28 protein-coding genes, 1 tRNA gene and 2 pseudogenes are annotated in these 24384 nt (G+C 38.2%); 5 read left to right on the forward strand and 26 right to left on the reverse strand.

What is annotated here, in order from left to right:
* Positions 1–4 precede the first annotated feature (4 nt).
* The gene (dapC, locus tag CF596_RS09545) at positions 5–1174 is read left to right on the forward strand and encodes a succinyldiaminopimelate transaminase (RefSeq protein WP_096902293.1); all 1170 of its coding nucleotides are present in this window, start codon (positions 5–7) and stop codon (positions 1172–1174) included.
* 73 nt (positions 1175–1247) lie between these two features.
* Here the strand turns inward: dapC and CF596_RS09550 are convergent, their stop codons facing one another.
* Entirely contained in the window at positions 1248–1727 is a 480-nt protein-coding gene (locus tag CF596_RS09550; protein WP_096902294.1) for a glutathione peroxidase, read from the reverse strand.
* The gene (gene msrB / locus CF596_RS09555; protein ID WP_096902313.1) at positions 1724–2143 is read right to left on the reverse strand and encodes a peptide-methionine (R)-S-oxide reductase MsrB; all 420 of its coding nucleotides are present in this window, start codon (positions 2141–2143) and stop codon (positions 1724–1726) included. The genes CF596_RS09550 and msrB overlap by 4 nt, the downstream gene beginning before the upstream one ends.
* A 153-nt stretch (positions 2144–2296) precedes the next feature.
* Between msrB and CF596_RS09560 the strand changes: the two genes are divergently transcribed.
* Positions 2297–3532: a pyridoxal phosphate-dependent aminotransferase gene (locus CF596_RS09560; RefSeq protein ID WP_004971448.1), complete on the forward strand. Its 1236-nt coding sequence runs from the start codon at positions 2297–2299 to the stop codon at positions 3530–3532.
* A gap of 208 nt (positions 3533–3740) precedes the next feature.
* Complete coding sequence (gloB, locus tag CF596_RS09565) at positions 3741–4472, forward strand: hydroxyacylglutathione hydrolase (RefSeq protein WP_004971449.1); 732 nt, start codon at positions 3741–3743, stop codon at positions 4470–4472.
* Between the two features lie 41 nt (positions 4473–4513).
* On the opposite strand, the gene CF596_RS09570 is transcribed toward gloB, so the two are convergent.
* Positions 4514–4786, reverse strand: coding sequence for a hypothetical protein (locus tag CF596_RS09570; protein WP_096902295.1), 273 nt, complete (start codon positions 4784–4786; stop codon positions 4514–4516).
* A gap of 418 nt (positions 4787–5204) precedes the next feature.
* Between CF596_RS09570 and CF596_RS09575 the strand changes: the two genes are divergently transcribed.
* Positions 5205–5408 (forward strand): hypothetical protein, encoded by a 204-nt coding sequence (locus tag CF596_RS09575; RefSeq protein ID WP_004971452.1) that lies wholly within the window; start codon positions 5205–5207, stop codon positions 5406–5408.
* Positions 5409–5651: 243 nt separating this feature from the next.
* Here CF596_RS09575 and CF596_RS09580 read toward each other — a convergent pair.
* The 23 genes and pseudogenes from CF596_RS09580 to CF596_RS09690 all read right to left on the reverse strand — a co-directional run.
* Positions 5652–5736: transfer RNA gene (locus CF596_RS09580), tRNA-Leu, on the reverse strand.
* Positions 5737–6091: 355 nt separating this feature from the next.
* Positions 6092–6607, reverse strand: a complete 516-nt coding sequence (locus tag CF596_RS09585; RefSeq protein WP_143228681.1) for a hypothetical protein — start codon at positions 6605–6607, stop codon at positions 6092–6094.
* A 110-nt stretch (positions 6608–6717) separates the two neighbouring features.
* Complete coding sequence (locus CF596_RS09590; RefSeq protein ID WP_096902297.1) at positions 6718–7152, reverse strand: excinuclease; 435 nt, start codon at positions 7150–7152, stop codon at positions 6718–6720.
* Between the two features lie 20 nt (positions 7153–7172).
* Positions 7173–7577 (reverse strand): hypothetical protein, encoded by a 405-nt coding sequence (locus CF596_RS09595; RefSeq protein WP_096902298.1) that lies wholly within the window; start codon positions 7575–7577, stop codon positions 7173–7175.
* Positions 7578–7595: 18 nt separating this feature from the next.
* Positions 7596–8822 (reverse strand): beta-ketoacyl-ACP synthase, encoded by a 1227-nt coding sequence (locus tag CF596_RS09600; RefSeq protein WP_096902299.1) that lies wholly within the window; start codon positions 8820–8822, stop codon positions 7596–7598.
* Positions 8822–9547: a 3-ketoacyl-ACP reductase FabG2 gene (locus CF596_RS09605; RefSeq protein ID WP_096902300.1), complete on the reverse strand. Its 726-nt coding sequence runs from the start codon at positions 9545–9547 to the stop codon at positions 8822–8824. The genes CF596_RS09600 and CF596_RS09605 overlap by 1 nt, the downstream gene beginning before the upstream one ends.
* On the reverse strand, positions 9544–9981 hold the full coding sequence (locus CF596_RS09610) for a 3-hydroxylacyl-ACP dehydratase (protein ID WP_019836255.1): 438 nt from the start codon (positions 9979–9981) through the stop codon (positions 9544–9546). The genes CF596_RS09605 and CF596_RS09610 overlap by 4 nt, the downstream gene beginning before the upstream one ends.
* A complete protein-coding gene (locus CF596_RS09615; RefSeq protein ID WP_096902301.1) occupies positions 9978–11174 on the reverse strand; it encodes a beta-ketoacyl-[acyl-carrier-protein] synthase family protein in 1197 nt (398 codons plus the stop codon). Before CF596_RS09615 ends, CF596_RS09610 begins: the two co-directional genes overlap by 4 nt.
* Positions 11167–11724, reverse strand: a complete 558-nt coding sequence (locus CF596_RS09620) for a DUF3261 domain-containing protein (protein WP_096902302.1) — start codon at positions 11722–11724, stop codon at positions 11167–11169. Before CF596_RS09620 ends, CF596_RS09615 begins: the two co-directional genes overlap by 8 nt.
* 3 nt (positions 11725–11727) lie before the next feature.
* A complete protein-coding gene (locus CF596_RS09625; protein ID WP_096902303.1) occupies positions 11728–13014 on the reverse strand; it encodes an NAD(P)/FAD-dependent oxidoreductase in 1287 nt (428 codons plus the stop codon).
* A gap of 18 nt (positions 13015–13032) precedes the next feature.
* On the reverse strand, positions 13033–15357 hold the full coding sequence (locus tag CF596_RS09630; RefSeq protein WP_096902304.1) for a hypothetical protein: 2325 nt from the start codon (positions 15355–15357) through the stop codon (positions 13033–13035).
* The gene (locus CF596_RS09635) at positions 15332–15919 is read right to left on the reverse strand and encodes an outer membrane lipoprotein carrier protein LolA (protein WP_242439148.1); all 588 of its coding nucleotides are present in this window, start codon (positions 15917–15919) and stop codon (positions 15332–15334) included. The genes CF596_RS09630 and CF596_RS09635 overlap by 26 nt, the downstream gene beginning before the upstream one ends.
* A gap of 55 nt (positions 15920–15974) precedes the next feature.
* Positions 15975–16394, reverse strand: a complete 420-nt coding sequence (locus CF596_RS09640) for an acyl-CoA thioesterase (RefSeq protein ID WP_096902306.1) — start codon at positions 16392–16394, stop codon at positions 15975–15977.
* A 12-nt stretch (positions 16395–16406) separates the two neighbouring features.
* Positions 16407–17942 (reverse strand): aromatic amino acid ammonia-lyase, encoded by a 1536-nt coding sequence (locus CF596_RS09645; RefSeq protein ID WP_096902307.1) that lies wholly within the window; start codon positions 17940–17942, stop codon positions 16407–16409.
* Positions 17942–18856, reverse strand: a complete 915-nt coding sequence (locus CF596_RS09650; RefSeq protein ID WP_096902308.1) for an acyltransferase — start codon at positions 18854–18856, stop codon at positions 17942–17944. The genes CF596_RS09645 and CF596_RS09650 overlap by 1 nt, the downstream gene beginning before the upstream one ends.
* Before the next feature lie 17 nt (positions 18857–18873).
* Complete coding sequence (locus CF596_RS09655; protein ID WP_096902309.1) at positions 18874–19608, reverse strand: glycosyltransferase family 2 protein; 735 nt, start codon at positions 19606–19608, stop codon at positions 18874–18876.
* 15 nt (positions 19609–19623) lie between these two features.
* Complete coding sequence (locus CF596_RS09660; RefSeq protein WP_096902310.1) at positions 19624–21285, reverse strand: AMP-binding protein; 1662 nt, start codon at positions 21283–21285, stop codon at positions 19624–19626.
* Positions 21286–21359: 74 nt separating this feature from the next.
* Positions 21360–21914, reverse strand: a complete 555-nt coding sequence (locus CF596_RS09665; RefSeq protein WP_019836266.1) for a hypothetical protein — start codon at positions 21912–21914, stop codon at positions 21360–21362.
* On the reverse strand, positions 21911–22159 hold the full coding sequence (locus CF596_RS09670) for an acyl carrier protein (RefSeq protein WP_019836267.1): 249 nt from the start codon (positions 22157–22159) through the stop codon (positions 21911–21913). Before CF596_RS09670 ends, CF596_RS09665 begins: the two co-directional genes overlap by 4 nt.
* Positions 22160–22168: 9 nt before the next feature.
* On the reverse strand, positions 22169–22429 hold the full coding sequence (locus CF596_RS09675; protein WP_019836268.1) for a phosphopantetheine-binding protein: 261 nt from the start codon (positions 22427–22429) through the stop codon (positions 22169–22171).
* On the reverse strand, positions 22422–23225 hold the full coding sequence (locus CF596_RS09680; protein ID WP_096902311.1) for a lysophospholipid acyltransferase family protein: 804 nt from the start codon (positions 23223–23225) through the stop codon (positions 22422–22424). The genes CF596_RS09675 and CF596_RS09680 overlap by 8 nt, the downstream gene beginning before the upstream one ends.
* Positions 23219–23839 (reverse strand): beta-ketoacyl synthase chain length factor, encoded by a 621-nt coding sequence (locus CF596_RS09685; RefSeq protein WP_096902312.1) that lies wholly within the window; start codon positions 23837–23839, stop codon positions 23219–23221. The genes CF596_RS09680 and CF596_RS09685 overlap by 7 nt, the downstream gene beginning before the upstream one ends.
* Positions 23840–24078: 239 nt before the next feature.
* Positions 24079–24201, reverse strand: a pseudogene (locus CF596_RS09690) (IS5/IS1182 family transposase); the annotation flags it as partial.
* Between the two features lie 49 nt (positions 24202–24250).
* Between CF596_RS09690 and CF596_RS09700 the strand changes: the two are divergent.
* Positions 24251–24384: pseudogene (locus CF596_RS09700) on the forward strand (IS3 family transposase); the annotation flags it as partial.

The raw sequence follows: 24384 nt of genomic DNA on the forward strand, positions 1-24384 counted from the left end.
ATCCATGAACTCAAGTTTGTCCTTATTACATCCTTACCCTTTTGAAAAGCTAAACAAACTATTTCAGGACGTACAACCTGCAAATTTGCCGTTAATTCCACTGTCTATTGGCGAACCTAAACATCCTGCACCTGAATTTGTCAAACAAGCCATTATTGATAATTTTCAGCATTTATCGACTTATCCGAACAGCAAAGGTCTGCCTGAATTACGTCACAGCATTGCCCATTGGCTGACACAACGCTTTCATTTAAAACAAGTTAACCCAGACACTCAAGTTCTCCCCGTTTCAGGTACACGTGAAGCGATTTTTTCCTTCGTACAAGCATTGATTCGACGTGAAGATGCACCCTATGTAGTGATGCCCAATCCGTTTTATCAAATTTATGAAGGGGCAACTTTATTGGCAGGTGCCCAACCTTATTTCATCAATTGCACCGAAGACAATAATTACTTGGGTGATTTTGATGCCGTACCTGCAGAAGTCTGGGAAAAAACCGCTTTATTATTTGTCTGCACACCAGGAAATCCAACGGGTGCTGTCCTTTCAAAAGAACAATTTAAAAAGCTAATAGCTTTGTCAGATCAATATAATTTTGTCATTGCATCTGATGAATGTTATTCGGAATTATGGTTTGACCAAGCGCCTACAGGTTTACTGGAAGTCTGTGCCGAACTTGGACGCGATGACTACAAAAACTGCATCGTATTCCATTCTTTGTCTAAACGCTCAAACTTACCCGGCATGCGTTCAGGCTTTGTTGCGGGCGATGCCAACTTATTAAAACCTTATTTGCAATATCGTACCTATCATGGTGCGGCAATGCCTGTTCAACATCAATTGGCATCTATTGCAGCTTGGGATGATGAACAGCACGTTGAAGATAATCGTCAACAATATCGCGCCAAGTTTGAATTATTTCAAATGGAACTTGGGCATTTACTGCCATTAAAAAAACCAGATGCAGGTTTTTATTACTGGCTCAAAGTCGATCATGATGAAAACTTTGCCAAAATGTTGATGGAAAAAACCCATATTAAAGTGCTACCAGGGCGATATTTATCTCGTGAAACCGCACAAGGTAACCCAGGTGAAAACCATGTTCGCTTGGCTTTGGTTGCAGATTTGGCACAATGTGAACAAGTAATTCAACGTCTTAAAGCGATTTTATAAGTTAATGATTTCAACTAAATTTAAGGCGATCATCTGATCGCCTTAATTATCTTACTTGCACAAGCGCAAGCCTTTATCGTAAAGCCTTTTCAATTTCCGCCTGCAAATCTTCAGGTTTTGTGGTCGGAGCAAAACGGTTCAACACCTTGCCATCTTTGCCAATTAAAAACTTGGTGAAATTCCATTTAATTCCGTTGCCCAAAATACCTTTACTGTTATTGGTCAGGTAACGGAAAATCGCATGTGCTTCAGGCCCTTTCACATCAATTTTGCTAAACATTGGAAAACTGACACCATAGTTTTTTTGGCAGAAGCTCCCAATTTGCTCATTGGAACCTGGATCTTGCCCACCAAACTGATTGCACGGAAAGCCCAAAACTTCAAGACCTTGGTCTTTATATTGTTGGTATAACTTTTCCAAACCCGCAAATTGAGGCGTAAAACCACACTTGCTGGCTGTATTTACAATCAACAAAACCTTCCCTTCATAATCGCTAAAGGCTTTATTTTGTCCATCTAACAACTCAGCTTCAAACTGATAAATGTTGGTCATGGATAATTTCCCTCATCATTTTTTTCTTGTGTTTTGAGTTCTAAAGAAGCCGAATTGACACAATAGCGCAATCCTGTTGGCTGTGGACCATCATCAAAAACATGCCCTAAATGTGCGTCACAATGATGACAAACAATCTCAGTACGCTGCATGCCATGCGAACCATCCTGATGTTCTTCAATCACCCCAGGCTGGATTGGACGATAGAAACTTGGCCAACCGCTACCGCTGTCATATTTTGTTTCAGATGAGAATAGCGCTGTACCGCAACAACGACAGGTATAAATCCCCTCTTGTTTAGTATTCCAATATCTCCCCGTAAAAGCAGGCTCCGTGCCTTTTTGACGTGTAATCCGAAATTCCTCTGGTGATAACTCTCTTTGCCATTCTCGGTCTGTTTTATTGAGTTTTCCCATCACTAACTCCTTTAAATCTTTGACATTCAGTGTCATGCTTCAGTACTTCCATTTTTACGCTAGACCTTGCAAAATATCTAGCTAAATTTCAGCATAGATTGTGATATTTCAGTAATCTATAATTTATTTATCTTCTAATCATTGGATGGAACTATGTCCGTACTAGGTAACACGACTCCGCGCGAAATAAAAAAATCATCAAAACTTGAGCATGTATGCTACGACATTCGCGGACCTGTGTTACGAGCGGCCAATGAAATGGAAGAGGCCGGTCATAAAATTATTAAACTGAATATTGGCAACCCTGCCCCATTCGGTTTTGAAGCGCCACAGGAAATTATTAATGATGTCGCATTGAATTTGCCTAATGCGATTGGTTATACCGACTCCAAAGGGATTTTCCCTGCGCGTAAAGCGATTTGTCAGTACTATCAGCAAAAAGGCATTTTCGATATGCATGTCAATGATGTGTATATAGGCAACGGCGTGTCTGAACTGATTGTTATGGCGATGCAAGGCTTGTTGGACGATGGCGATGAAATGCTGGTACCAATGCCTGACTACCCGCTTTGGACTGCGGCAGTGAATTTATCGGGCGGTACTGCTATTCACTACAAATGTGATGAAGAAAACTTTTGGTATCCAGACATTGCCGATATGGAAAGCAAAATCACGCCAAATACGCGCGGTATTGTCATTATTAACCCGAATAACCCAACGGGTGCGGTTTATCCACGTCATGTGTTGGAACAAATTGTAGCATTGGCAAAAAAATATGACTTAATTTTATTTGCCGATGAGATTTACGACAAAATTATTTATGACGGCATTGAGCATGTTGCGGTTGCAGCTTTAGCGGGTGATCAACTCTGTATCTCATTTAATGGCTTGTCTAAATCGTATCGCATTGCGGGCTTCCGTTCAGGCTGGATGGCGATTACAGGCGATAAATCACGCGCTGCAGACTACATTGAAGGTTTAGACATGTTGGCGTCTATGCGCTTGTGTGCCAACCATCAGGCGCAGTACGCGATTCAAACAGCATTGGGTGGTTATCAGTCTATCAATGACTTGATTCGTCCGGGTGGTCGTTTATACGAACAACGTAACATTGCATGGGAAATGCTGAACGACATTCCTGGCGTGTCTTGTGTCAAACCTGAGGGTGCAATGTATTGCTTCCCGAAACTTGATCCAAACGTCTATCCAATTGAAGATGACGAAAAGTTAATGCTCGATTTACTCAAAGCAGAAAAAGTTTTATTGGTTCAAGGTACAGGTTTTAACTGGCCAACGCCTGATCATTTCCGCGTAGTGTTCTTGCCTGCAGAAAATGAATTACGTGAAGCAATGACACGTTTAGGTCGTTTCTTGGCAAAAATCCGCTAAGATCAAACCGAATCTCTCTTTTAAAATGCCGTGTTAATTACGGCATTTTTTATGGATTTTAATTTATTTCTATTTTATCTTTACATCTCTGGTCCATCATCAAGCAGTAACACAGCAAAGCGATAACCTGACACTTGGGGATACACTTTTACACGCCCGCAAAAGCATGCTGTAATAGCCACAAGCGATTAAGTTTCAGGAATTGAGCATGCACTACCAAGTCCATCTTATTGATGCGCAAAAACCATCACAAAACTATATTTGGTTGCTTGAACATTGTGCCAGCAAACAAGTGGTGGTGGTTGACCCTACCGATGCCAAACCTGTTGAAGATTTTTGCCAAAATCATGGTTTAGAGATCGCGCAAATTTGGTTGACGCATTGGCATCAAGATCATATTGGCGGTGTGCCTGAACTCATTGCAGAACGTAATTTACCTGTTTATGGGCCACGTGAAGAATTGAGCAAAATTCCGTTTATCACGCATCCTTTACAAAACCAAGACCATATCAATTTTCATGATTTACAGGTCGATGTTATTGCCGTTCCGGGACATACTTTGGGGCATATTGTGTATTTTATAGATGCGTTGGATGTATTGTTCTGTGGCGACACTTTATTTGCGATGGGCTGTGGGCGTGTTTTTGAAGGTACATATTTGCAAATGTATCAATCTTTAAACCGCTTGGCAGCGCTGCCTCCGCGTACCCGAGTATATTGCACCCATGAATATACATTGGCGAATGCACAATTTGCACTGCATGTAGAACCCGACAATGCTGCCATTCAAGAGCGTTATCAACAAATTGAAAGTTTACGCATGCTTAATAAACCCACTTTGCCAAGCAGCATCGAACTAGAACTGGAAACCAATCCATTTTTAAGAGCCGAAAGTGTCGAAGAATTTCAGAAATTACGTGAACTCAAAGACAACTTTTAAATTGATGCTTTGATCATAAAGCATCTGATATTTCTCTCGGATTATAAAATCTGATTACTGGCAGCAAACTCATCTAATTGAGTTTGCGTCACCACACGCACAGCATTCATTTCATCGACCCGCACCAACAGCAAATTGGACAATGCAGGCTGATAACGGCGTGCGCTGCCAAAAGGCGTATAATCCACTTTGGATTGTGAGGAAAACAGTAACCAATCTTCATGCCCGAGCATCACAGCAACAGGCTCTAGTCCTTGATTTTGCATCTGCTTCACCATGCACTCCACCTGCTGTTGAATTGTTTGTGCGGTCATGTCTATTTCCCAAATCTTCAAACTCAACCATAGTATAAGCTAATGTCTATTAGGTACCGACATGCTCCATACTAATATCCATTGCATTAAATTAAAGCTTGGCATAAAAAATGGATAATCTTTATGTGTTAATGCTGAAAATAAATACAGCCTAAAATTAAAAATCATTAACAAAATATTTCTAAGTCATCTTTTGGCAATACATTTAAGACCTTAAAACCAATTACACCACACCCATTAAAACAATATATATCAACAACTTAATCCACAATAATTCTTTTAAAATATTCTATTTGCTTAAAAAGACTTTAGATTTCTAAAAATTAGTGAAAAAAATGTCAAAGAAATACATTTCTGCCCTTTAAAAATTTGGGAAATATCCCTATTAATAATTAAATGAATGGATAGGAGTTCTCTCGTGAAAAAAGTTGTTAAAGCAAAAAATTTAATTGCGTTTCGTATTTGGTTAGAAAAATTAGGTTATTCAGTCAAAAATTTGGCGGATGGTCACGGTTTCACATTTAGCTTTCAAAAAGAGTATGGTTTGGTCACTTGCGAGCTTTCTGGTAATGCTTTAGCAATGAAATTAGGCGAGGAATTTGAAGACCATTTAAAAGCATAAATACTGATACAATACAGATAAGTATGCGATAACGGTTGAACTTGATAGGATGCAAAAATAAAAATTCAAATCGTATTTCATCAATATTCAAAGATGATCTTGCCCATAACCTGTTTATGGGCTTTTTTTATGCTGAATTTTAAATCTTGAAATAAATCTAAGGCCTGTCAAAGAGATACAATGCTTTAAAGCTAAAATAACAGGCAATAAAAAAGCAAGGTCATTGCCTTGCTCTTTAATGTATGGTGGGGACGGAGAGACTCGAACTCTCACACCTCGCGGCGCTGGAACCTAAATCCAGTGCGTCTACCAATTTCGCCACGTCCCCAACATCGGGTACCAACTGAGTTGTTGGATTTTAATTTGGCAGAGGATCAAGGATTCGAACCTTTTGCCAGTAGCGCCTTGCTACGCTACGAAACGAATATTAGACGTAATCAAAGGCTTATGCAATCCCTTTTCTGTACTGTTTGATTAGAATTTAAACTTATGTGGCAAAAAATGTGGCAGAGAATTTAGTTGATTACGCTTTCGCCAAAAATAAAGATAGAAGTTATCTAGTGCATATCGAATTCAATGTTAGGATTATTTTTCAAATCTTAGAATTGATATAACTCGAATCCTGCTTAAGCCATTAATTTTATGATTGAATTAAAGGTTAAGCAGGGTTCAGTTTAAGTACTTTATTTTCTTAGAACAGTTTCAAGTTTGCCTACAAACTCATTCACATTAAGGGCAATATTTCTAGCACGTGAACGTGTATGCCGAGCAACACCAGGAGCTAATGGATTTAAGTCACTACCGGCTATCGTATTGATAGTATCTTGGAAAATTTGTTGGCCCTTATCATCAAATACAGTGTACTTAATTCCTAACTTACCTTCAAAATTACCAAAGCTTACAGCCGCCTGACTTGCAACAAGTACTTGAGCAGTAATTTTGTATGGATGTTGAGCATCTGTACCAAAAATATTCGAGTTTTTTAATGCTAACTCTAAAGAATCTTTGACTTTTATATCAATTTTTTCTCTATTGTTAATTTTAGGATCAATATCCACTTCAACTAGGCTTGAATTTTTCAAATATGGACTTTCAACTTTTTTTACATTCGCAATAATATCTGGAGCAATAAGAGGAGTTGCACAACCCACCAAAGTTATAGTCGAAGCTATTAAAGAAGCCTGAATAATTTTCTTCACATCAATACCCTTTAAAATCATATAATTATTAATGTCAAAATATTAGTTAAAGTAATATTTTAAAGCCCACAATTATTCATATTGAGGGCTTTTTATAACGTCTATTTAAATTAAAATTTTACAAGATCACCTTTTAATGCGACGCCTGCAATTGCTGTGCCTTTAGCACATTGATAAGTTTTAGTACTTTTGGTCTCATTAGCTTTATAATAACTCACCAAATTTGTTACAGCATTTGCACCACGCACTTTTGCGGTTTTCTCGAATTGAATTAGGGCTGATCTTAATACATGATCACATGAAGATTCAGCTGATTTAGCAAAACCATTGGTTTTCTTATTCGTTACCAAACCACGTTCAATAACACGTCCCCCTGATTTAGTTCCCGCTAGATAAAATTTAACTGAGCCGTCAAGAACTCCATCAGCAACAGCACGATTAACCGCCTCCTTAAAGTCAAAATCATGCATTTGATCTGCTGCTTGGACAGCCGTAAAGCTACCAAAACCAAGCACACTCGCTAAAACCAATTGTTTAATATTCATCATTCCACCCTCTTAAAAAGTTAATTTAAAGACTTTGATAATTGTATAAAAACTGAATTATCCAAACGCATTTTCCAACTCATGGCATTTTTATGGATTTTATTTCCTTTTTGATCTAGATTACGACTACTCGTTATCTGAGAAGATACTTGTTGTCCATTAATACTGTAGGTTACTTGTAAATAGTGACTTCGACGCGTCAAACCAGCAATGACTTTACTCGAGTCAGACTGTTCTACGACCCACCCCACACGTGCTTGTTGCGTAATGGCTTGTTTAATATTATTTAACACATCTTTAGTTGTAACGTTTTCAGGTACATTGTATTGGCGTTGTGGATAGTCAGAAATTTTCACTGTACTACAAGCAGTTAAACTTAATGTGCTTACAATGGCTAATATAACCAAGTGTTTTTTAAGATTCATATTCCCTCTATATATCATCTAGACCTTAAAATTTTTAAAAATCAATGAAGTATTAATCCCACCAAAGGCAAAGTTATTACTCATAATTATTTCAGCAGGCATATTTCGTATTTCCCCACGAATATAGTCCAATTCTGCACAAGATGGATCAACACTATCCAAATTCAAAGTAGGGATAAACTGTTCACGTTGCATCATCTCAATACTAAGCCATGCCTCAATCGCACCACAGGCTCCTAAAGTATGACCAAAATAACTTTTTAACGAGCTAATTGGTTTTTTTCCTAAAATACGTAAGGTAGCCTGAGTTTCAGCAATATCACCTTGATCTGTTGATGTACCATGCGCACATACATAATCAATATCTTCAGCAGAAACATGAGCATCTTTGAGTGCTAAGCCCATACAATGCCCCATCATTTCAGAATCAGGTCGAGTTACATGCTGACCATCAGTGTTACTACCATAACCTAAAACTTCTGCGTAAATGGTTGCACCACGTGCTTTAGCATGTTCATATTCTTCCAATATTAAACACCCAGCCCCTTCCCCGACCACTAAGCCATCACGATCACTGTCAAAAGGACGTGGTGTAGCTTCAGGCTGACTGTTTTTCATACTGGTTGCTAAAAGCACATCAAACACAGCTGAACCCGCTGCACTAAGTTCCTCTGCTCCACCTGCAATCATCACCGTTTGTTTACCATATTTAATGGCTTCATAAGCCTGCCCAATTGCCATAGAGCCTGAAGTGCAAGCACTAGAAGTTGGCAGGGTTAAACCTTTTAAGCCAAAATAGATCGTCATATTGACCGCACTAGTATGAGACATCATACGAATATAAGTTGTTGCATTAAGCTGACTCATATTGTGATCAAGTAACATAGAACCAAATTCGCGCACAGCATCTACACTACCTGCAGATGAGCCAAATGCTACTCCAGCTTCACCGTTTTTCAATATATTTGCATTGAGTAAACCAGCATTCTTTAATGCTTTTTCTGCACACACTACTGACATTAAAGCAACCCGCCCCATGCCTCTGGTAACTTTTCGATTAAAATGCTTTGGCACTGTAAAAGACTCAACTGGACCTGCCAATTTACTCCGTAAATCTGTATAGATTTCCCAGTCTGGCATATAGCGAATGCCACTTCTACCTTGTGCAAATTGTTCAAAAACTTGGTCTGCTGATTCTCCTAAAGAGGTAATCCCTGACATACCTGTAACCACAACGCGTTTCATCAAATCAGGCCTCCATTGATTGAAATTACTTGGCGTGTGATGTAACTTGCATCATCACTGCATAAAAACTTAACCGCTTTAGCAACTTCCTCTACCCGACCCATACGTTGCAATGGAATCATTTTCAAAGCATGTTCTGTTACTTCTTCTGTTACCATTTCTGTTTCAATCAAGCCTGGAGCAACACAATTCACTGTTATTTTTCTTTTTGCCAATTCTAAAGCTAAAGCTTTAGTTGCACCAATTAACCCTGCTTTAGCAGCACTATAATTAACTTGACCACGATTCCCCATAATCCCCGATACAGAAGACAAGGTCACAATACGCCCACCTTTCTTTAAACGAATCATTGGCATAATCAAAGGTTTAAGTACATTATAAAAACCATTTAATGAAGTTGAAACCACTTGATCCCAGTCATCATCGGTTAATGCAGGGAAAGCCCCATCTCTTGTAAGCCCCGCATTTACAACGACACCATAAAAAGCACCATGCTTCGCGATATCTTGTTCCAAAACTTCTGCTATATGTTCACGATCATTTACATCAAACATTAATACATGGCTAGCTTGTCCAATTTCTTGGATTTCCTTCACCACCGCTTCAGCTTCTGCTTGTCTTGAACGCGCATGTACTGTTACATCAAAACCTGCTTTTGCTAATTCCAAAGCAATTGCCTTACCAATTCCACGACTAGAACCCGTTACTAAAATTCGTCTTTTCACACTAGTTTCCCACTAATTTCATTTATATTTTCAGGCTCAAACACACTAAGCATGGCACTGAACTTATACTCTTGATATTCAATTTCACAATTAAACTGCCCCAAACCCTCATGCAGATAACTTTGTTCCACACGAATTCTTACTGTTGTCCCCTCAGTAAAAAAAGCACATGGAAATTGGATTTTTCGTGTCCCTAATAAAAAACCAATTTTCGGAAGCATGCCCTTGCTTTGTCCTTTATAACCAGCATAAGCACTAATGGTCTGCGCCATCAATTCAATACTGCTCCATGTTGGTAAGCCCTTTTCTTCAAAAAACATTAAATCAGGAGTGATTCTAAGCTCAGCAATTGCAAATATATCATTTACCTCAATTAGATGACTCACAAAAACCATTGGCTTTTCATGCGGAATAAACGTAATAGCATCCATCATGGTGAAACTGTTCCCATAATTAAACTGATATTGCTACCACCAAAAGCAAATGAATTACTCATTACATACCGAATTGGTGCTTCTAAATGGCTATTTCGTACATAGTTTTTCGTGATCAATTCAAAGTCTAACTCTCCAGAATGATGTAAAGGTAACCATGCTTGATCTAACAAAACTTGCTGACAAATAAATGCCTCAATTGCACCAGCCGCCCCCAAACAATGCCCTGTCTTATGCTTGGTGCTACTCAATGCCACTTGTTGATCCGCAAATACAGCTTGAACAGCTTTAATTTCCATCGAATCATTTTGTGGCGTAGATGTCCCATGCAAATTTAGATAATCAATATCACTCGAATGAAGTCCAGCCCCCTCTAAAGCTTTTCTCATTGCTTCTATTGCACCCAATCCTTCTGGATGTGGGGCAGAAATATGCCATGCATCCATCGACTCTCCAGTCGACAACAAACAGACAGGAGCAGACTCTTTAGAGAGTAAAAATAATCCCGCCGCCTCACCTATATTAATGCCATCTCGGCTAGCTCCACAGGGCTGACAAATATCAGTAGAAAGACTCTCTAAGCTATCAAAACCATTTAAAGTTAATTTACATAAAGTATCCACTCCACCCACTAGTACAGCATCAACTAAATTTGCATTGAGCATTCGTTGACCTGCTGCCATAGCTTTTGCAGCGGAAGAACATGCTGTTGAGATAGTATATGCAGGCCCACTCCAGCCTAAATATTGCTGTAATGCCTTTGCTAGACAACCCATTTCCTGCTTTTTATGCCAAACACCTTGTAATATTTTTTTCTGAAAACATGCTTTTAATACAGGCTCATTGTCAGCAACACCAGATGTAGATGTGCCGATAATTACAGCCAAACGATGTTTTGGGAACTGTGCTGTATAATTGTGAACTTCTGCTTCAATTCGCATTAAAGCTGTTAATGCAAAACGTAAATTGCGTGAGTCTGCCCCACTCAAATCCTCTGGTACTTCTTGAATCAAAGGATGATTATACGCCCCAACCCAAACTTTACGCCCTGCAATTAAATCATCACGTAAGGACAAAGAGTTTTCTTCAGAAGTCAAAGTACGTCGAATATTATCTACACTCTGCCCCAAAGCAGACAACGCCACACTGCATTGAATTCCGACAGCTGAAGAGTGCTGCATTTTTTTAGTCATCATTACCGCCTGAATCAGCTTCCAATGTATTATTAACCGTACTAATTACCATCTGATAAGGTACTTGTAGGTTTTCCAGTTCAATAACTCCCTCTTGATGATCTATTTTTAAGACAGGTTGTTGCTGAATATAAATTATGCCTTCCTTTTGCAAGACAGTAGTTTTCCCGACATGCAGCGATATAAAGTTGGGATATGTTGCATATAAAATATCCCGCACTACATAATCAAAAGGTAAGAATCTCAATTGCTCAATACGTTGCTCAACCTTAACTTTTTGACCATCAAAATTAAGTTTAAACAATTGCTGTCCTGTCAGGCTGAGTGCCAACATTTCAAGAGTCTGCCCTTTCTGTTCTTGATACATTAAAAAGCTAAAACCTTGCTGTCTCCAATGTACCTCCATTTGATCTTGTCGCTGAAAGTTTCGTTCGCCCCACTGTTGGGTTACTAGTCCTTGAGCTTTAGGAATCCATGTTTGACAAGCACTAAACAATAAAGAGCTAGCTAAAATCAAGCTAATGACATTAAAACGTAACTTAGATTTCATCCATCAACAGCTCTTGGTTGCTTTCTCTTCTCGGCAATATTCAGCCAAAGTACTCAGACGTTGCTTAGCATTACGATGAATTGGGTTACTCTCATCCCACGCATAACCTGCTAACAATGAAGAAATCATACGACGGATCTTTTCATCTTGATGGGTCGAAAAAACTACATCCTGGAATTCACCTGAATACCATGACTCAACATAAGCACGAAAAACTTGAATGCCTTTGCGTAACGGCTTTTCATACTCCTCCATCCAATCAACTGACTGTCCTTGAAGAACTCGATCTACCAAAGGAATGGCTAAGCTCGATGATTTCAACGCAATCGTTACACCTGATGAAAATACAGGGTCTAAAAACTCACCTGCATTGCCCAAAAGTGCATAGTTATGTGATGCCAAATGTTTAACATCTGCCGAGTAGCCAACTAAAGTTCGCATAGGAGTGTCATGCTTAGCATTACGTAATACATGTGACAAACTAGGATCATCTGCCAAAATGCGCTTCTGTAAAGCCTCTAAATCATAATCTACACTACCGTCATAACCATATTTTTCAAAAAAATCTTCCTCTGCTACCACACCAAATGATGCGCGTCCATCTGCAAAGGGAATCAACCAATACCAAGCACGATGATCTTTTTCATGTACAGTGATTAATATTTTCTCCCGATCAAATTCTGGATCATCTTGTAAGCCATCTTCAATATGGGTAAATACAGCACGACGCACAGGAAAATCTGATGGACTTTCCAAATCCAAGAATTTCGGTAAAATTCGACCGAAACCGCTCGCATCCAATAAAAATTTTCCTTGAATTTGGTAACTATTGTCTTGCTCATCTTTCACAGTCAAAATTGGCTGTTCAGATACAACATCTACCCCTAGTACTTCATGACCATAGCGAACATCTGTCCCCATGTTAGCTGCTTGCTGTGCCAAAAGATGGTCAAAGTTAGCACGGCGTATCTGCCACGTTGTACCTGGGCCTTCACTAAACTTTTGAGTAAAATCATAAAAGTTACGCTGCTTTCCTTTTAAAAAAGCAGCACCATTTTTGAACTGGAAAGCATATTCATCAACATGTGCATGAATCGTGTCTAACAAGCCAGCTTCTTCCAAAAAAACCATACATTGAGGCAATAAAGACTCACCTATGGAAAAACGAGGAAAATATTGCTTTTCAATTACTGTGACTTGATAGCCTTTTTGACAAAGTAAAGCTGCCGCTGAACTACCTGACGGCCCCGCACCAATGATTAAAACATCTGTATATTGCATTGTGCTCATTGCACTGTACCCTTTAACTCAACTCTTTGGCTGATATTGCTGAACCACAACATGCTTTACATCGGATGATGTAAAAAGTGTTGCATAAATAAATGAAAAAATAACACCGAGTAAAACTGTTAGCCCAAAACTATGAATAGCATAGGTATGACTAAAAGAAAGCAAGCCAAATCCAAAAAATGTAGACATCATGCACAAAAATAAGGCCATACCTACGACCTGTGGATGGTCGTGCCCATGATGATAAAAAATTGCATAATCCACCCCAATCCCAATAATTAGGAAAGTTCCCATAATACTAAACAAATTAATTTCAATACCCATCCATGCTTGGATTGCAAAGGTTGTCATAAGTGCCATGCTGACAGGTAATATCAAAGGAAGGATGGATTTTTTACCGTAAAGTATTCCTAAACCAATAGCTAGAATCATCAAAGCACTAATTAGTAATGACTGCGCATGCTCTCGATGTTGCTTAAATAGTTCAGATAATTGATTGACTGGACGCAGTAACTTTATATTAGTATTTGTTAATTGCTGCAATGCATTTATATCATGTATGTTTTCGAGCATGACTAAACGTTGTGTTGAACTCATTTGCAAAAAATAAAGTGGATGATCCTTAAAAGAAGCCGCTGTTAATATTGGTCGCTCATACAAGCCTGCCTGCCAATTCAAAACGTCTTCAATGTTTAGTTGCAACGCCTGGACATACTCACTCAATATAGGCTTCGGAATTTCCTTTAGCATCGCAATATTCTGCTTCTGCAGTTCAAGTGAAGGTATCCATTGACCCAAAGCTTGCACACCACCTAATTTCCCTGTTTCCTGTAAACTTGTTAGTTTTACCAACAACTCTTGTTCACGTTGTTCGACCTCTGCAGAGGTTCGACCTTGTATTACAAAATAATCACTGCTTTGTTGTTGCATAAAACGAGAACGGACATATTGATCTTCCTGCTTGAGCGCTACATCCATACTTTGTAAATTGCGAATATCATCATTACTTTTTAGAAAAAATAAACTAGTACCCGTCACGAATACAATCAATAAAATCAAGGTATGACGTAGAGTCTTATGAAGTTGCACGTAGCTACGCACTTTACCTATAAAACTTAATCTGCGGATGGCAGGTTCAGCATTTAATGCAGGCAAGCGTGGAAGTAATAAAATACTGGTAATCCATGCTGAACTCAGCCCAACCATTGAAAAAACTGCAATCTGCTTAAAACCAGGGAAAGGTGTAAAACTAAGTACCACATAAGCCAGAAGTGTTGTCATGAGTCCAACAAACAAACTAGGCAATAAAGGTTTAAGCACATCAAATCCATTCATCATTCTGTGCTGAGATTGCATTGCCATAAAGTAAAATGAAAAATCAACACAAACCCCTATTAGACTTGCCCCGAAGACCAAAGTCATCAGATGTATTTCACCAAAAATCCAATAAGTCACAGCAAAAGCCACTAAACAACCTGCCCCAACTGCAACCATTTCAGTCAGCATTGGACGTAGTGAACGGAAGCCAAACCAAACTAAAAGTAAAATACCAATCGTTGACCCAACCCCAATAGTCGATATTTCCTCTTTGGCAGAAAAAGTCCCAAACTGTGCAAACAACAATGTCCCCGTCCAATGTGGCTTAACCTGCAATTGGATAAACTGCTGATTCATATTTTGAATAAAGGCTGCGGTCTGATCCTGATAGGCAATGTTATAAGGACTATTGTTAAGTTGGAGCACTATTAAACGGGATATACCATGTTCATCACGCAGGGTCGCAAAACCTTGCTCAAGATTGATATCAGTATTATTTTGTAAATTACTTAAACTTAATACATAGCGTGAAAACAACATCAACGGATCTTGCTTAAGCATGTCAGCCGTAATTGGCATACCGGGACTCATCAACTGCAATAAACTTTGTTCCATTAATGCAGCATAGTCTTTTTCCTGCAAAATCTGCCGATCAGTTTTGGAAAGTAATCCTGTTTTATGTTGATATAGCACTTGAGCAAAGCGATCAGGATCGACTTGTGAGCGGAGAGGATGAAAAAAACCACTTTTATTTGCTTGAGTTTTAAGTACTTGTGTTGCCTGCTCTAACTGCTGATCATTTTTTGCATCCAATACCACAAAAACTTTATCATTTAGCTGCTGATTAATATATTGTTGTGCATGTTTCAAATTTTCATCTTGATGTGACTCTGGCAATAAAGAAAAAATATTAGTGTCTATACTAATACCTTTATTTAACCAAGCCATTCCTAGTGCTAAAGCAATAACACATAGAATACATAGCCAAAGGGCTGTTAATTTATTTTGCCAATTGGAAAAGCGCATTTTCAGCAGCCGTTAAAGTTTGAGGTTGAGATGTCTGCTGACTGAAGTTAATAATTGTAAGATTGCTCGCTTGCTCTTCAATTAGAATACGATCAACATAACGTTGACCTTGTGCATCGACACGTACAAATAATTTTTTAAATAAACTACTTTTAGGTGTCAAACTGACATTCCACTGCGTTGGACTGTAGCTTGCAGAAACCACATGAAAGTTTTTGTTTAATGCTACCTCATTGCCTGACATTAATTGCAAAAACATAGTCGCTACAGAACCATACGGTGTTTTATTTATTTCTATTTGACTTGATGTACGCAAGGTTTTTTGTACTAGCTTATGCGGTGTCACAACCAAATCAGCTTTTACTGGACTTTGAATTTGCCATAGCACACCTTGACTTTTACTAAATAAGACAACACCTTTAGACACATAAGTTTTATTCAAAGATATTAGCTTTTTTTGTTGCTCAAATTGAGCACGTACAATAGGTGTTGAACCCAGTTGCTCAAACACTTGTTTCATTTGAACACTCTGTGCCTTTGCTGTTGGAGCAAGAAAGATCATAATACAACTTAAAGTAACGACCTTCTTGGCAAACTTATAACGAGTCATAATTGTACTACTCTGCTTTAAATTCGGACCATGCTTTTAAGCAATCCAATAGAATTTGGGGAGACTGAAAACACATTTCACGCTTTTCGATTTGTACCGCCACTTGTGTTGTATAACCTTTGGTCAGTTTTTTTCCCGAAGCTGCGTCAAAAATCAAATATTCAATTTTCAGTCGATTTTCCCATTCCTTTAAAATTGCACGCACTCTAATTTTTTGTTCGAACTCAATACCTTGAACATAACGCACATGGCTTTCAATTACTGGCCACGCATAACCTGAATCACGCATTTGATTATAGTTATAATTAAATTGATCCAATAATTTACAGCGTGCGACTTCAAAATATTTCAAATAATGTCCATGCCAAACAACATGCATAGTATCAACATCATGAAATGGAACTTCTATTATTACATCTGCATACATAGTGATGTCCTATCAATATTTAACAACAATATGGCTCAACAACTCTAAGTCTTCAAAGCGATTTACCAATGATTGAAGTTCATGTTGCAAAGCACGGTCCTCTTCTACATAGTTAAAGCTCTTAAGCACCCACTGTTGAAACATATTTAAAACGGGACTTAAATCATTATCCATTTTTTTTAATTTAATTGCCTGAATAGCAGCACAGCTTAATGCTGCAACTACTTGCTCAGTGAGTATAATTACTCGACTTGCATCACGGGCTGCAATAGTCCCCATACTGACTTTATCTTGGTTATGACACTCGGTAGAGCGTGAAAAAATAGATGCAGCCAAAGTCTGTTTTAATGCTTCTGCAGTCCACGCTGAAACCCCTATTTGTACTGCTTTAAAGCCATGATTTAATGGTAAACGCTCAAGACTCGAACCTGTTAAATTACGTGGTAGCCCATTATTCATTTTATAATCAACTAACTGTGCTAACTGACGATCCATAAGATCTGCAATATTAGCAATCATGACTTTTAGACTGTCCATCGCTTGAGCAATATGCCCCCCATAGAAATGACCACCATGCAATACACGTAAGTTGACTGGATCGATCAATGGATTGTCATTACTTGAATTTAACTCATTTTCAATAAATTGACGTAACCATACTTTTGAATCTTCAAAAACACCTATTACATGTGGTGCACAACGTAGTGAATAACGGTCTTGTAAACGTGAACTTTGATGCGCGGTCTGTACCTCACTGTTTAACCAGTCACGTAATTGAGCAGCAATGGTCTGTTGACCCTGATGTGGCTTTTGAGCAAAAAGCACCTCATCAAAATGACTAGGATTCCCCTCTAAAGCCAAAACATTCAATGCAGTAATTAAAGTACTCGCAAAAGATATTTGTTCTGCTTTTTTATAGTTGAGGCAAGCAATTGCTGTCATGACTGCTGTGCCATTCATGAGAGCCAAACCTTCTTTAGGACGCATAACTAAAGGCTGCACACCTTTTTCAACATATACCTCAGAAACAGGAACGATTCTGCCTTGATAGTACACGTCGCGCTCACCAACTACAGCACCCGCAATGTAAGATAAAGGTGTTAGGTCGCCACTAGCACCAACAGAGCCCTCAGATGGAATCACAGGAATTACATCTTCATTCAACATCCAAACTAAACGCTGTAATAAAGCATGCGAAACACCAGAATAACCTCGCGCCAACGAGCACAAACGTACAGTCAACACCGCACGTGCCGTAATAAGGTCTAAATTTTGCCCCATACCACAGCCATGAAAACGCGATAAATGCAATGGAAGTTCGTGCACTTGATGTGCTGGGACTCCAACTAAACAAGAATCTCCATAGCCTGTAGTAACACCATAAATCACCCCTTCATCTTGCAAAAGTTGATCCAGAAAATCTGCACCACGTTGAATTAACGCTATCCATTCTACAGATGAAGGTAAACTGACCTGTTTTTCTTTACGTGCGATAGCAACAACATCTTCAATACTAAGTGGATTTTCCCCAACAATTAACACAAGAATTACCCTTTATTCCAAAAATTAAAAAAATTAAACCATTGATAAGGCGCACGTATACAATGCTGCTCCAATAGTTCTACATATACCTGAATGGTCTGATGCATAGCCTGTAAACGATCTTTACGTGGCCAAGTTAATTGCTTAGCCATTTGATGAATATGCACCTCAAAATGTTTCTCTATCCGATAACAGAACACGGCTAACACTGGTGCTTTCAATAAATTGGCAAGTATCCAAGCCCCTTGTGGCCACAAAGCATCTTCACCCAAAAAAGAAACAGACTGTACCCGATCTGATTGTACGGGTACACGGTCTGCAGCTAAAATAATCCACTCACCCCGATCTAACTTATCTTGTAGAATCAATGCAGTTTCTATACCTAATTCATCTACTGACACTAGATTAACATCGGCATGTTTATTCAGTTTTTTTAAAAACTCATTAAATTTTGTGGCATGCTTTTGATACACCAATACATTAATTTTCTGCGGATGTTCTGCTTTAATAGCCCTCAGTAATTCAATATTCCCAAAGTGGGATACCACAATCACTGCACCTTTTTGATAATGAGAACGAAAGTGCGCATGACCATGTAACTTTAATTCCTGTTCAGGAATATGCCCAAGCCATCCTTCAATTTTATCTAAAATGCATTCACCAAAATGCATCAAATGCTTATAGCTATGCCAAAGTTGAGGCTCTGTTTTAAATGGAGAGTTGTCACCTGCAAAGTGATGCAACCTTTTTAAATATAATAAAGATGCTTGACGAGCAGTATTTGAAAAAAGCCAATACCACAAAATAACAAAGTACAAAACAATTCTACATAGCCAACGCCCGCCTAAACGGTAAAAGCCTAGCATCAACATGAGTGGCAACATACCACCCCGCTCTTTGACTGTACTCCATTTTTGCATTTACTTGTTCGACTCGCTTAGTCTTTGATTTTTTTATAAATCAATTGAGGTAAACGAATCAACATTCCACCAAATAATCGGCTATGTGCACGTGCCAAACCGATGTTGTCACGCCAAATATCAAAATGTGAAATGCCATTTTCTGGATAAATAACATGTGTTGGTATATTAATAAAAGGAACATTTTTCCATTTTAACCGTACCAAAATCTCAGAATCAAAACCCATCCGCGGTTGAAACTTTGCAGTATTCAAAATATGAACTGTTTGGACCAAAGGATAAATACGAAAACCACACATACTGTCTTTGATTTCCAAAGACAGGCTATTAATCCACACCCAAATATGCGTTAAATATCGACCATATAAGCGCTTTTTTGGTACAGTTTCATCAAATATTGGTTGGCCAATAACCATAGCCTCTGGATGCTTGTACGAGGTCTCTAAGAAGTTTTCCACATCCTGCCAATCATGTTGTCCATCAGCATCAAGTTGTAAAGCATGACTAAAACCACATTCAAAAGCATGTTTTAAGCCAGTCATTACAGCTTGTCCTTTCCCCATATTATGAGTATGTTCTACCAAATCCACGAGGGGATAATCCATCGCGAGTTGATGTAGAACTTCTGTACAAGCTATGTCACTACCATCATTAATCATAATGATCGGCAACTCAAAAACACTCAAATGCAACAATAATGCAGCCAAATGATGAGGGTGATTAAAAACAGGAACCACAAAGCAATATTTCATATCCCTTACCCCAATTTAAGACTCTGAAGTAACAGCAAATAATAAACGTCCTGAAGCTAATATTTTTTCATCATTTTTTAATTCAAAGCTAACTTTATTTGCTTTACGACTGAATACCAACTCCACCACTTGATAAGGTTGAATAAGCTCTTGAAATTTTAGCTGTTCAAAGCCATTACACCACAGTAAATCGCCCCAATTCTGTTTAGCAAAATATTGAATAAAACCAATTTGCCCTACACCTGGATAAATTGAGAAATTTGGGAAATGGCCCTTAAAGCATTCAAGTTCTGGTATGAACTCTAAACTATAAGTAATATATGTATCGCAAGACTGCTGTGTTAGAACTACAGGCAAGCGCATTGGCTGAAATAAAGACTTTAAATACTGCTTATTCAGTTTTGATTGTGAATTTTGTGGCATTTGCATTAAGAAACGCCACTGTCTTGGAATTGCGATGCTTTCTAGCTTTTTTTGCAACTGCTTTTTTAGCTGCGCAATGAACGTAACTTTTCCGACCTGCTTCAATCTATCACGTGCATCTTCAGTTAATACAGCTACCGCTGCTAAAATTTGACGATGCTCTTTTTCATGGACTAAGACATGACATTGTCGAATTTCATCAAGTTCTACAATTTTTTCTTCAATTGCATCCAAACTTAAACGCTTTTCTTCTAGCTTTACAATACGATCTAAACGCCCCATTAATCTGAATGAGCTTTTAGAGTCTTCAACATCTATTACTTGAACCTTATCCCCAGTCAAAATCCAATCTAGATTAAAAGCATGATTAGTTTTTACAGCTAGTTCTTGCTGCTCTGCGCTCTTAATTTCAACATTAGCAAAAGGTGTCCATAGAGCACCATCTTCCCGACGATGAGCAATCCCTCCTGTTTCCGAACTTCCAAAAACTTCAGTAACCAGACAATTCAGAAAAGGACGTACTCCGTCATCCAACTTTCCACCTGAAGAATAGACCATATTGCAATCTTGCAATAAAACATCTGTGGTCCAACGCTTCAATAAAGCAGGACTAGAAGTTAAATAGTTTGGTAAATTCAGATGTGCTATTTTCTTTTGAATAGCAACTACGTCTTCAGGGAAAGCTACTTGTTTTTGGTAGAAACTACGTCCGCTCGCTAACGGCCATAACAACTTAAAAAGTAAGCCATAAATATGTTGATGGCTGACCGTAGCAATCGCCACGGCTTGTTCTGGTAAATCGAAGCTAGCATCTAAACCACAGACCTCATTGAATAGTTGTTTTAATGTGCGTGGAATTTTTTTAGGTTGCCCTGTCGAACCAGAGGTATAAAAATATAGCTGCGCCTGTTTTAAAAACTCATCATCAAATCGGAGTTTAGCAACTGGAATAGCTGTTGGAAGCTGACGCTTCAAAAAGTAAATTTGTTGAGAAGCCAATTCATTTTCTAAATCACTAACTCGATGAGGAGTTAACAACACACTCTTGCCAGCTTGTAATGCAGCAAACAACAACACTAAAAAATCGTAACTATCTTGTTCCCATAGAGCCCATGTTGACTCCTTCAATTGTTCAATTTGAGCTGCTTGCTCAGCCACGTCTGACCAAAACTCTTGAAAAGATATCAAACTCAGATCTGCTTGTATGCACAGTACATGAGAGGAATGAAGATAATGTTGAAAATGACAAGACATAAAATAAAATTTAAACCGTATTTCTAGTCGCTATCCGTATTCTTAGATAACTCACTTAACGCAATTATAAAAAACTACTTCCTTGTTTGATGTCGTTGCTGATGACGTTTACGCAATATAAACTCAGCAATTAACAAAATACCCATCAACAAATAAGAAATTAATCCATTATACAACACCCAAATTTCCATAGGAGCAAAGAAAACTGTGATTAGTGCAATTACAGCATTAATGCCAAAAAAAACACACCAAACCTTTGTCACTTGATAAGTCCATCTCACTCCTTCGGAGGGTAACTCAGGCTCCACTAAACGCGCAAAACGCTCAATCATAGAAGGTGGTTTAATCAAAGTTCCTGCAAAGATGAATAATGCCCCTAAACTCATAAAAACAGGATATAACTTCAACCATATATGCTCTTTTAGAGTTAAGCTAAGTGCGCCGCATAAAATAGCAAACCCTGTCAAAGGCCACAGTAAAGTATTGCCTTTACTCAATAAGCGAAGAAATCCAAGAGCGATCAACAATACACTGACCCAAATGAACAACTCATTGGTTAAAGCGTAAGCTACAAAAAAAGGATAGAGGGTTAATCCAACCACAACTACCCCTTTTAAAATATTTTTCATGCAGCAGACATATTCTGAATTACAACCACAACATCCTGCACAGTACGTACATTTTTAAAATCTTCTGGATTAACTTGACGACCTGTCAACTCTTTAATCTTTACAACCAAATCAATAGCATCAATACTATCAACATCTAAATCTGAAGCTAAATTTGACTCCAACTGAACATCCTCAGGTGAAATTTCAAACAATTCTTCCATCCATTCACGTAATTTTTCTAATACAGTTTCTTGTGTAAGCATAGCAACCTCTTATGCTGTTTTTTGTGCTTCAACTAAAGCAACTAAGCTTTGAATTGATTTGAAATGTTCTTTGGTTTCTGCAGACTCTGCATTCAAATGGATACCATAGCGCTTTTTTAAAGCCAAACCTAATTCTAAAGCATCAATTGAATCTAATCCCAAACCATCACCAAATAAAGGTGCATTTGTATCAATATCATCAATACTGATGTCCTCAAGAACAAGAACATCAATAATCATTTGCTTTAACTCATTAGCAAGATTACTCATTTACGGATAACTCTTGGTTAAAAAACCACTGTAATTGTTGATTTAATTGACGTACATTTTTTGGATTAACTGCTACATCATCCAGCACGTCCTCCACTCGGATCGCATCCAAAACTTTTACATGTATATGAAAAGGTCGTTCAGGAATGTGATGCCATTTTTCGTTTTTGGTGAGTGTCGATGGCGTACATGTAATAAGTACAGGGCGAATCGGCACACCAGCCCTTAACGCAATATTGGCTGCACCACGTTGAAACTCATTTAATTGCTCCCCTTTAGCTGTGCGTGTACCTTCTGGAAAAATCAACAATGATGCAGCATTATCTTGCTGTAGTTTCTGAACGCAGTCTTGAATAAATTGTTCAGAACCCGCATTTAAAATATAACCTGCATTTTGTACAGGTCCTTTAGTAAATGGATTTGACCACAATGCCTGTTTCACGACACAGTTTGCTTGCTCCATTAAACCAATCAATACAACTACATCTATCAGAGTTGGATGATTAGCAATTACTAGTTCTTGCTGACTTTGTTGAAGTTTTTCCAAACCTTTCACGCTATAGGTCATAATTCCAAGCTTTACCATCATTTCAGTAAAGCCCTTAAAACTATATTTAATGACCTTTTGTGTACGTTGTTTGCGTACATCAGGATCTTGTGAACTCAATTTCACCATTGGAGCAATAACACCGCCAATGGCCATTCCACCTAAACCAAAGCTAGCAAAACTCAATCCTGTAGCACCAATGCGCCATACATAATTAGCTTTTTGCTTCATCCGATTTAATTTCAGCATTTTTCCCACATATCAAATTCAGTTTGTTCTTTATTTTTCCAAAAATTATTAAATGCTAAAGCTTGTTCATAAGCAGGATTATCAGTAAGGATATTTGATTTCAATACCAGATTTGCTGACTCCAATGATATAAGAGCTGCCATTGCAAGAGAGCTAAATGATTGATGTTCCATATATATTTCAGGCAAGGCTTCATCGTAATAAACAACCAAAACATTCCGAGCGCTAGCTGTTGTTTTTAGCCAAGTATATGCCTCGATTAGCCCATCAGCCCATGTTCCTGCCAAACTAGTTGCAGGTGTAGAATCCTGACATAAAATAGAATATAAACCCGAAATCGCATTATGAACTGAAGTTGAAAATTGGGTTGGGGATGGAGTTTGATCACTTAAAACATCTTCTAAAATTTTCAATGTTTTATGCTCATCACCATACTGAGACACCCATACTATAAAATCTGCTTTATGGCCATTTAAAGCTTCAATAGCACTATTTATTGAAAGTTTTGCTAATGGGGATAGACGTCTGCGTTGCATGGCAGGAATATGATCCAAGGCACAATATGTTGTATCTCCTTGACTACATATTAAGTCTGCTACATGTAATCTGATCATGCCCACCCAAACCCCACAAAAACAATCAACATAAACTTTTAAAATTTTTCAAAATTATAACATCTAATATATTCACTTACAAAAAAATACATTCCTTATTAGGATGCATTGATTTTTAATAAAAGCAATCTCTAAAGAATGCAAGATAAGTCAGCTACTCTTTGAAAATTTTGCTTTAGTGCTAGATCTAACCATCACTTTATTTAAAACCCGTTCTTATAATAGATCTCTTGCGAAAGTTAATTTAAGAGCATCCAATTCACCATTCCAGCAATTAAATTCATTCTTAGACCAAATCGTTTCCGTCTATTTCTATAGCGTTCTGTTAATATCCTAAAATGTTTAAGTTTGCCGTTGATATTGAACCGTACCGGGTTTGTCGGAGACCACTTTTCTTGAGAGAATGTCCCGATGAAAAAAGTAAAATACACCCCTGAAATCAGAGAAAGAGCGGTTCAATTATTGATTGAATCCGAAAAAGATTATCCATCGAATTGGGCTGCGATCACAGCAATTGCGCCTAAGATTGGTTGTACTCCTGAAAC

The organism is Acinetobacter sp. YT-02, from assembly GCF_002412355.1.
Lineage (GTDB): Bacteria > Pseudomonadota > Gammaproteobacteria > Pseudomonadales > Moraxellaceae > Acinetobacter > Acinetobacter towneri.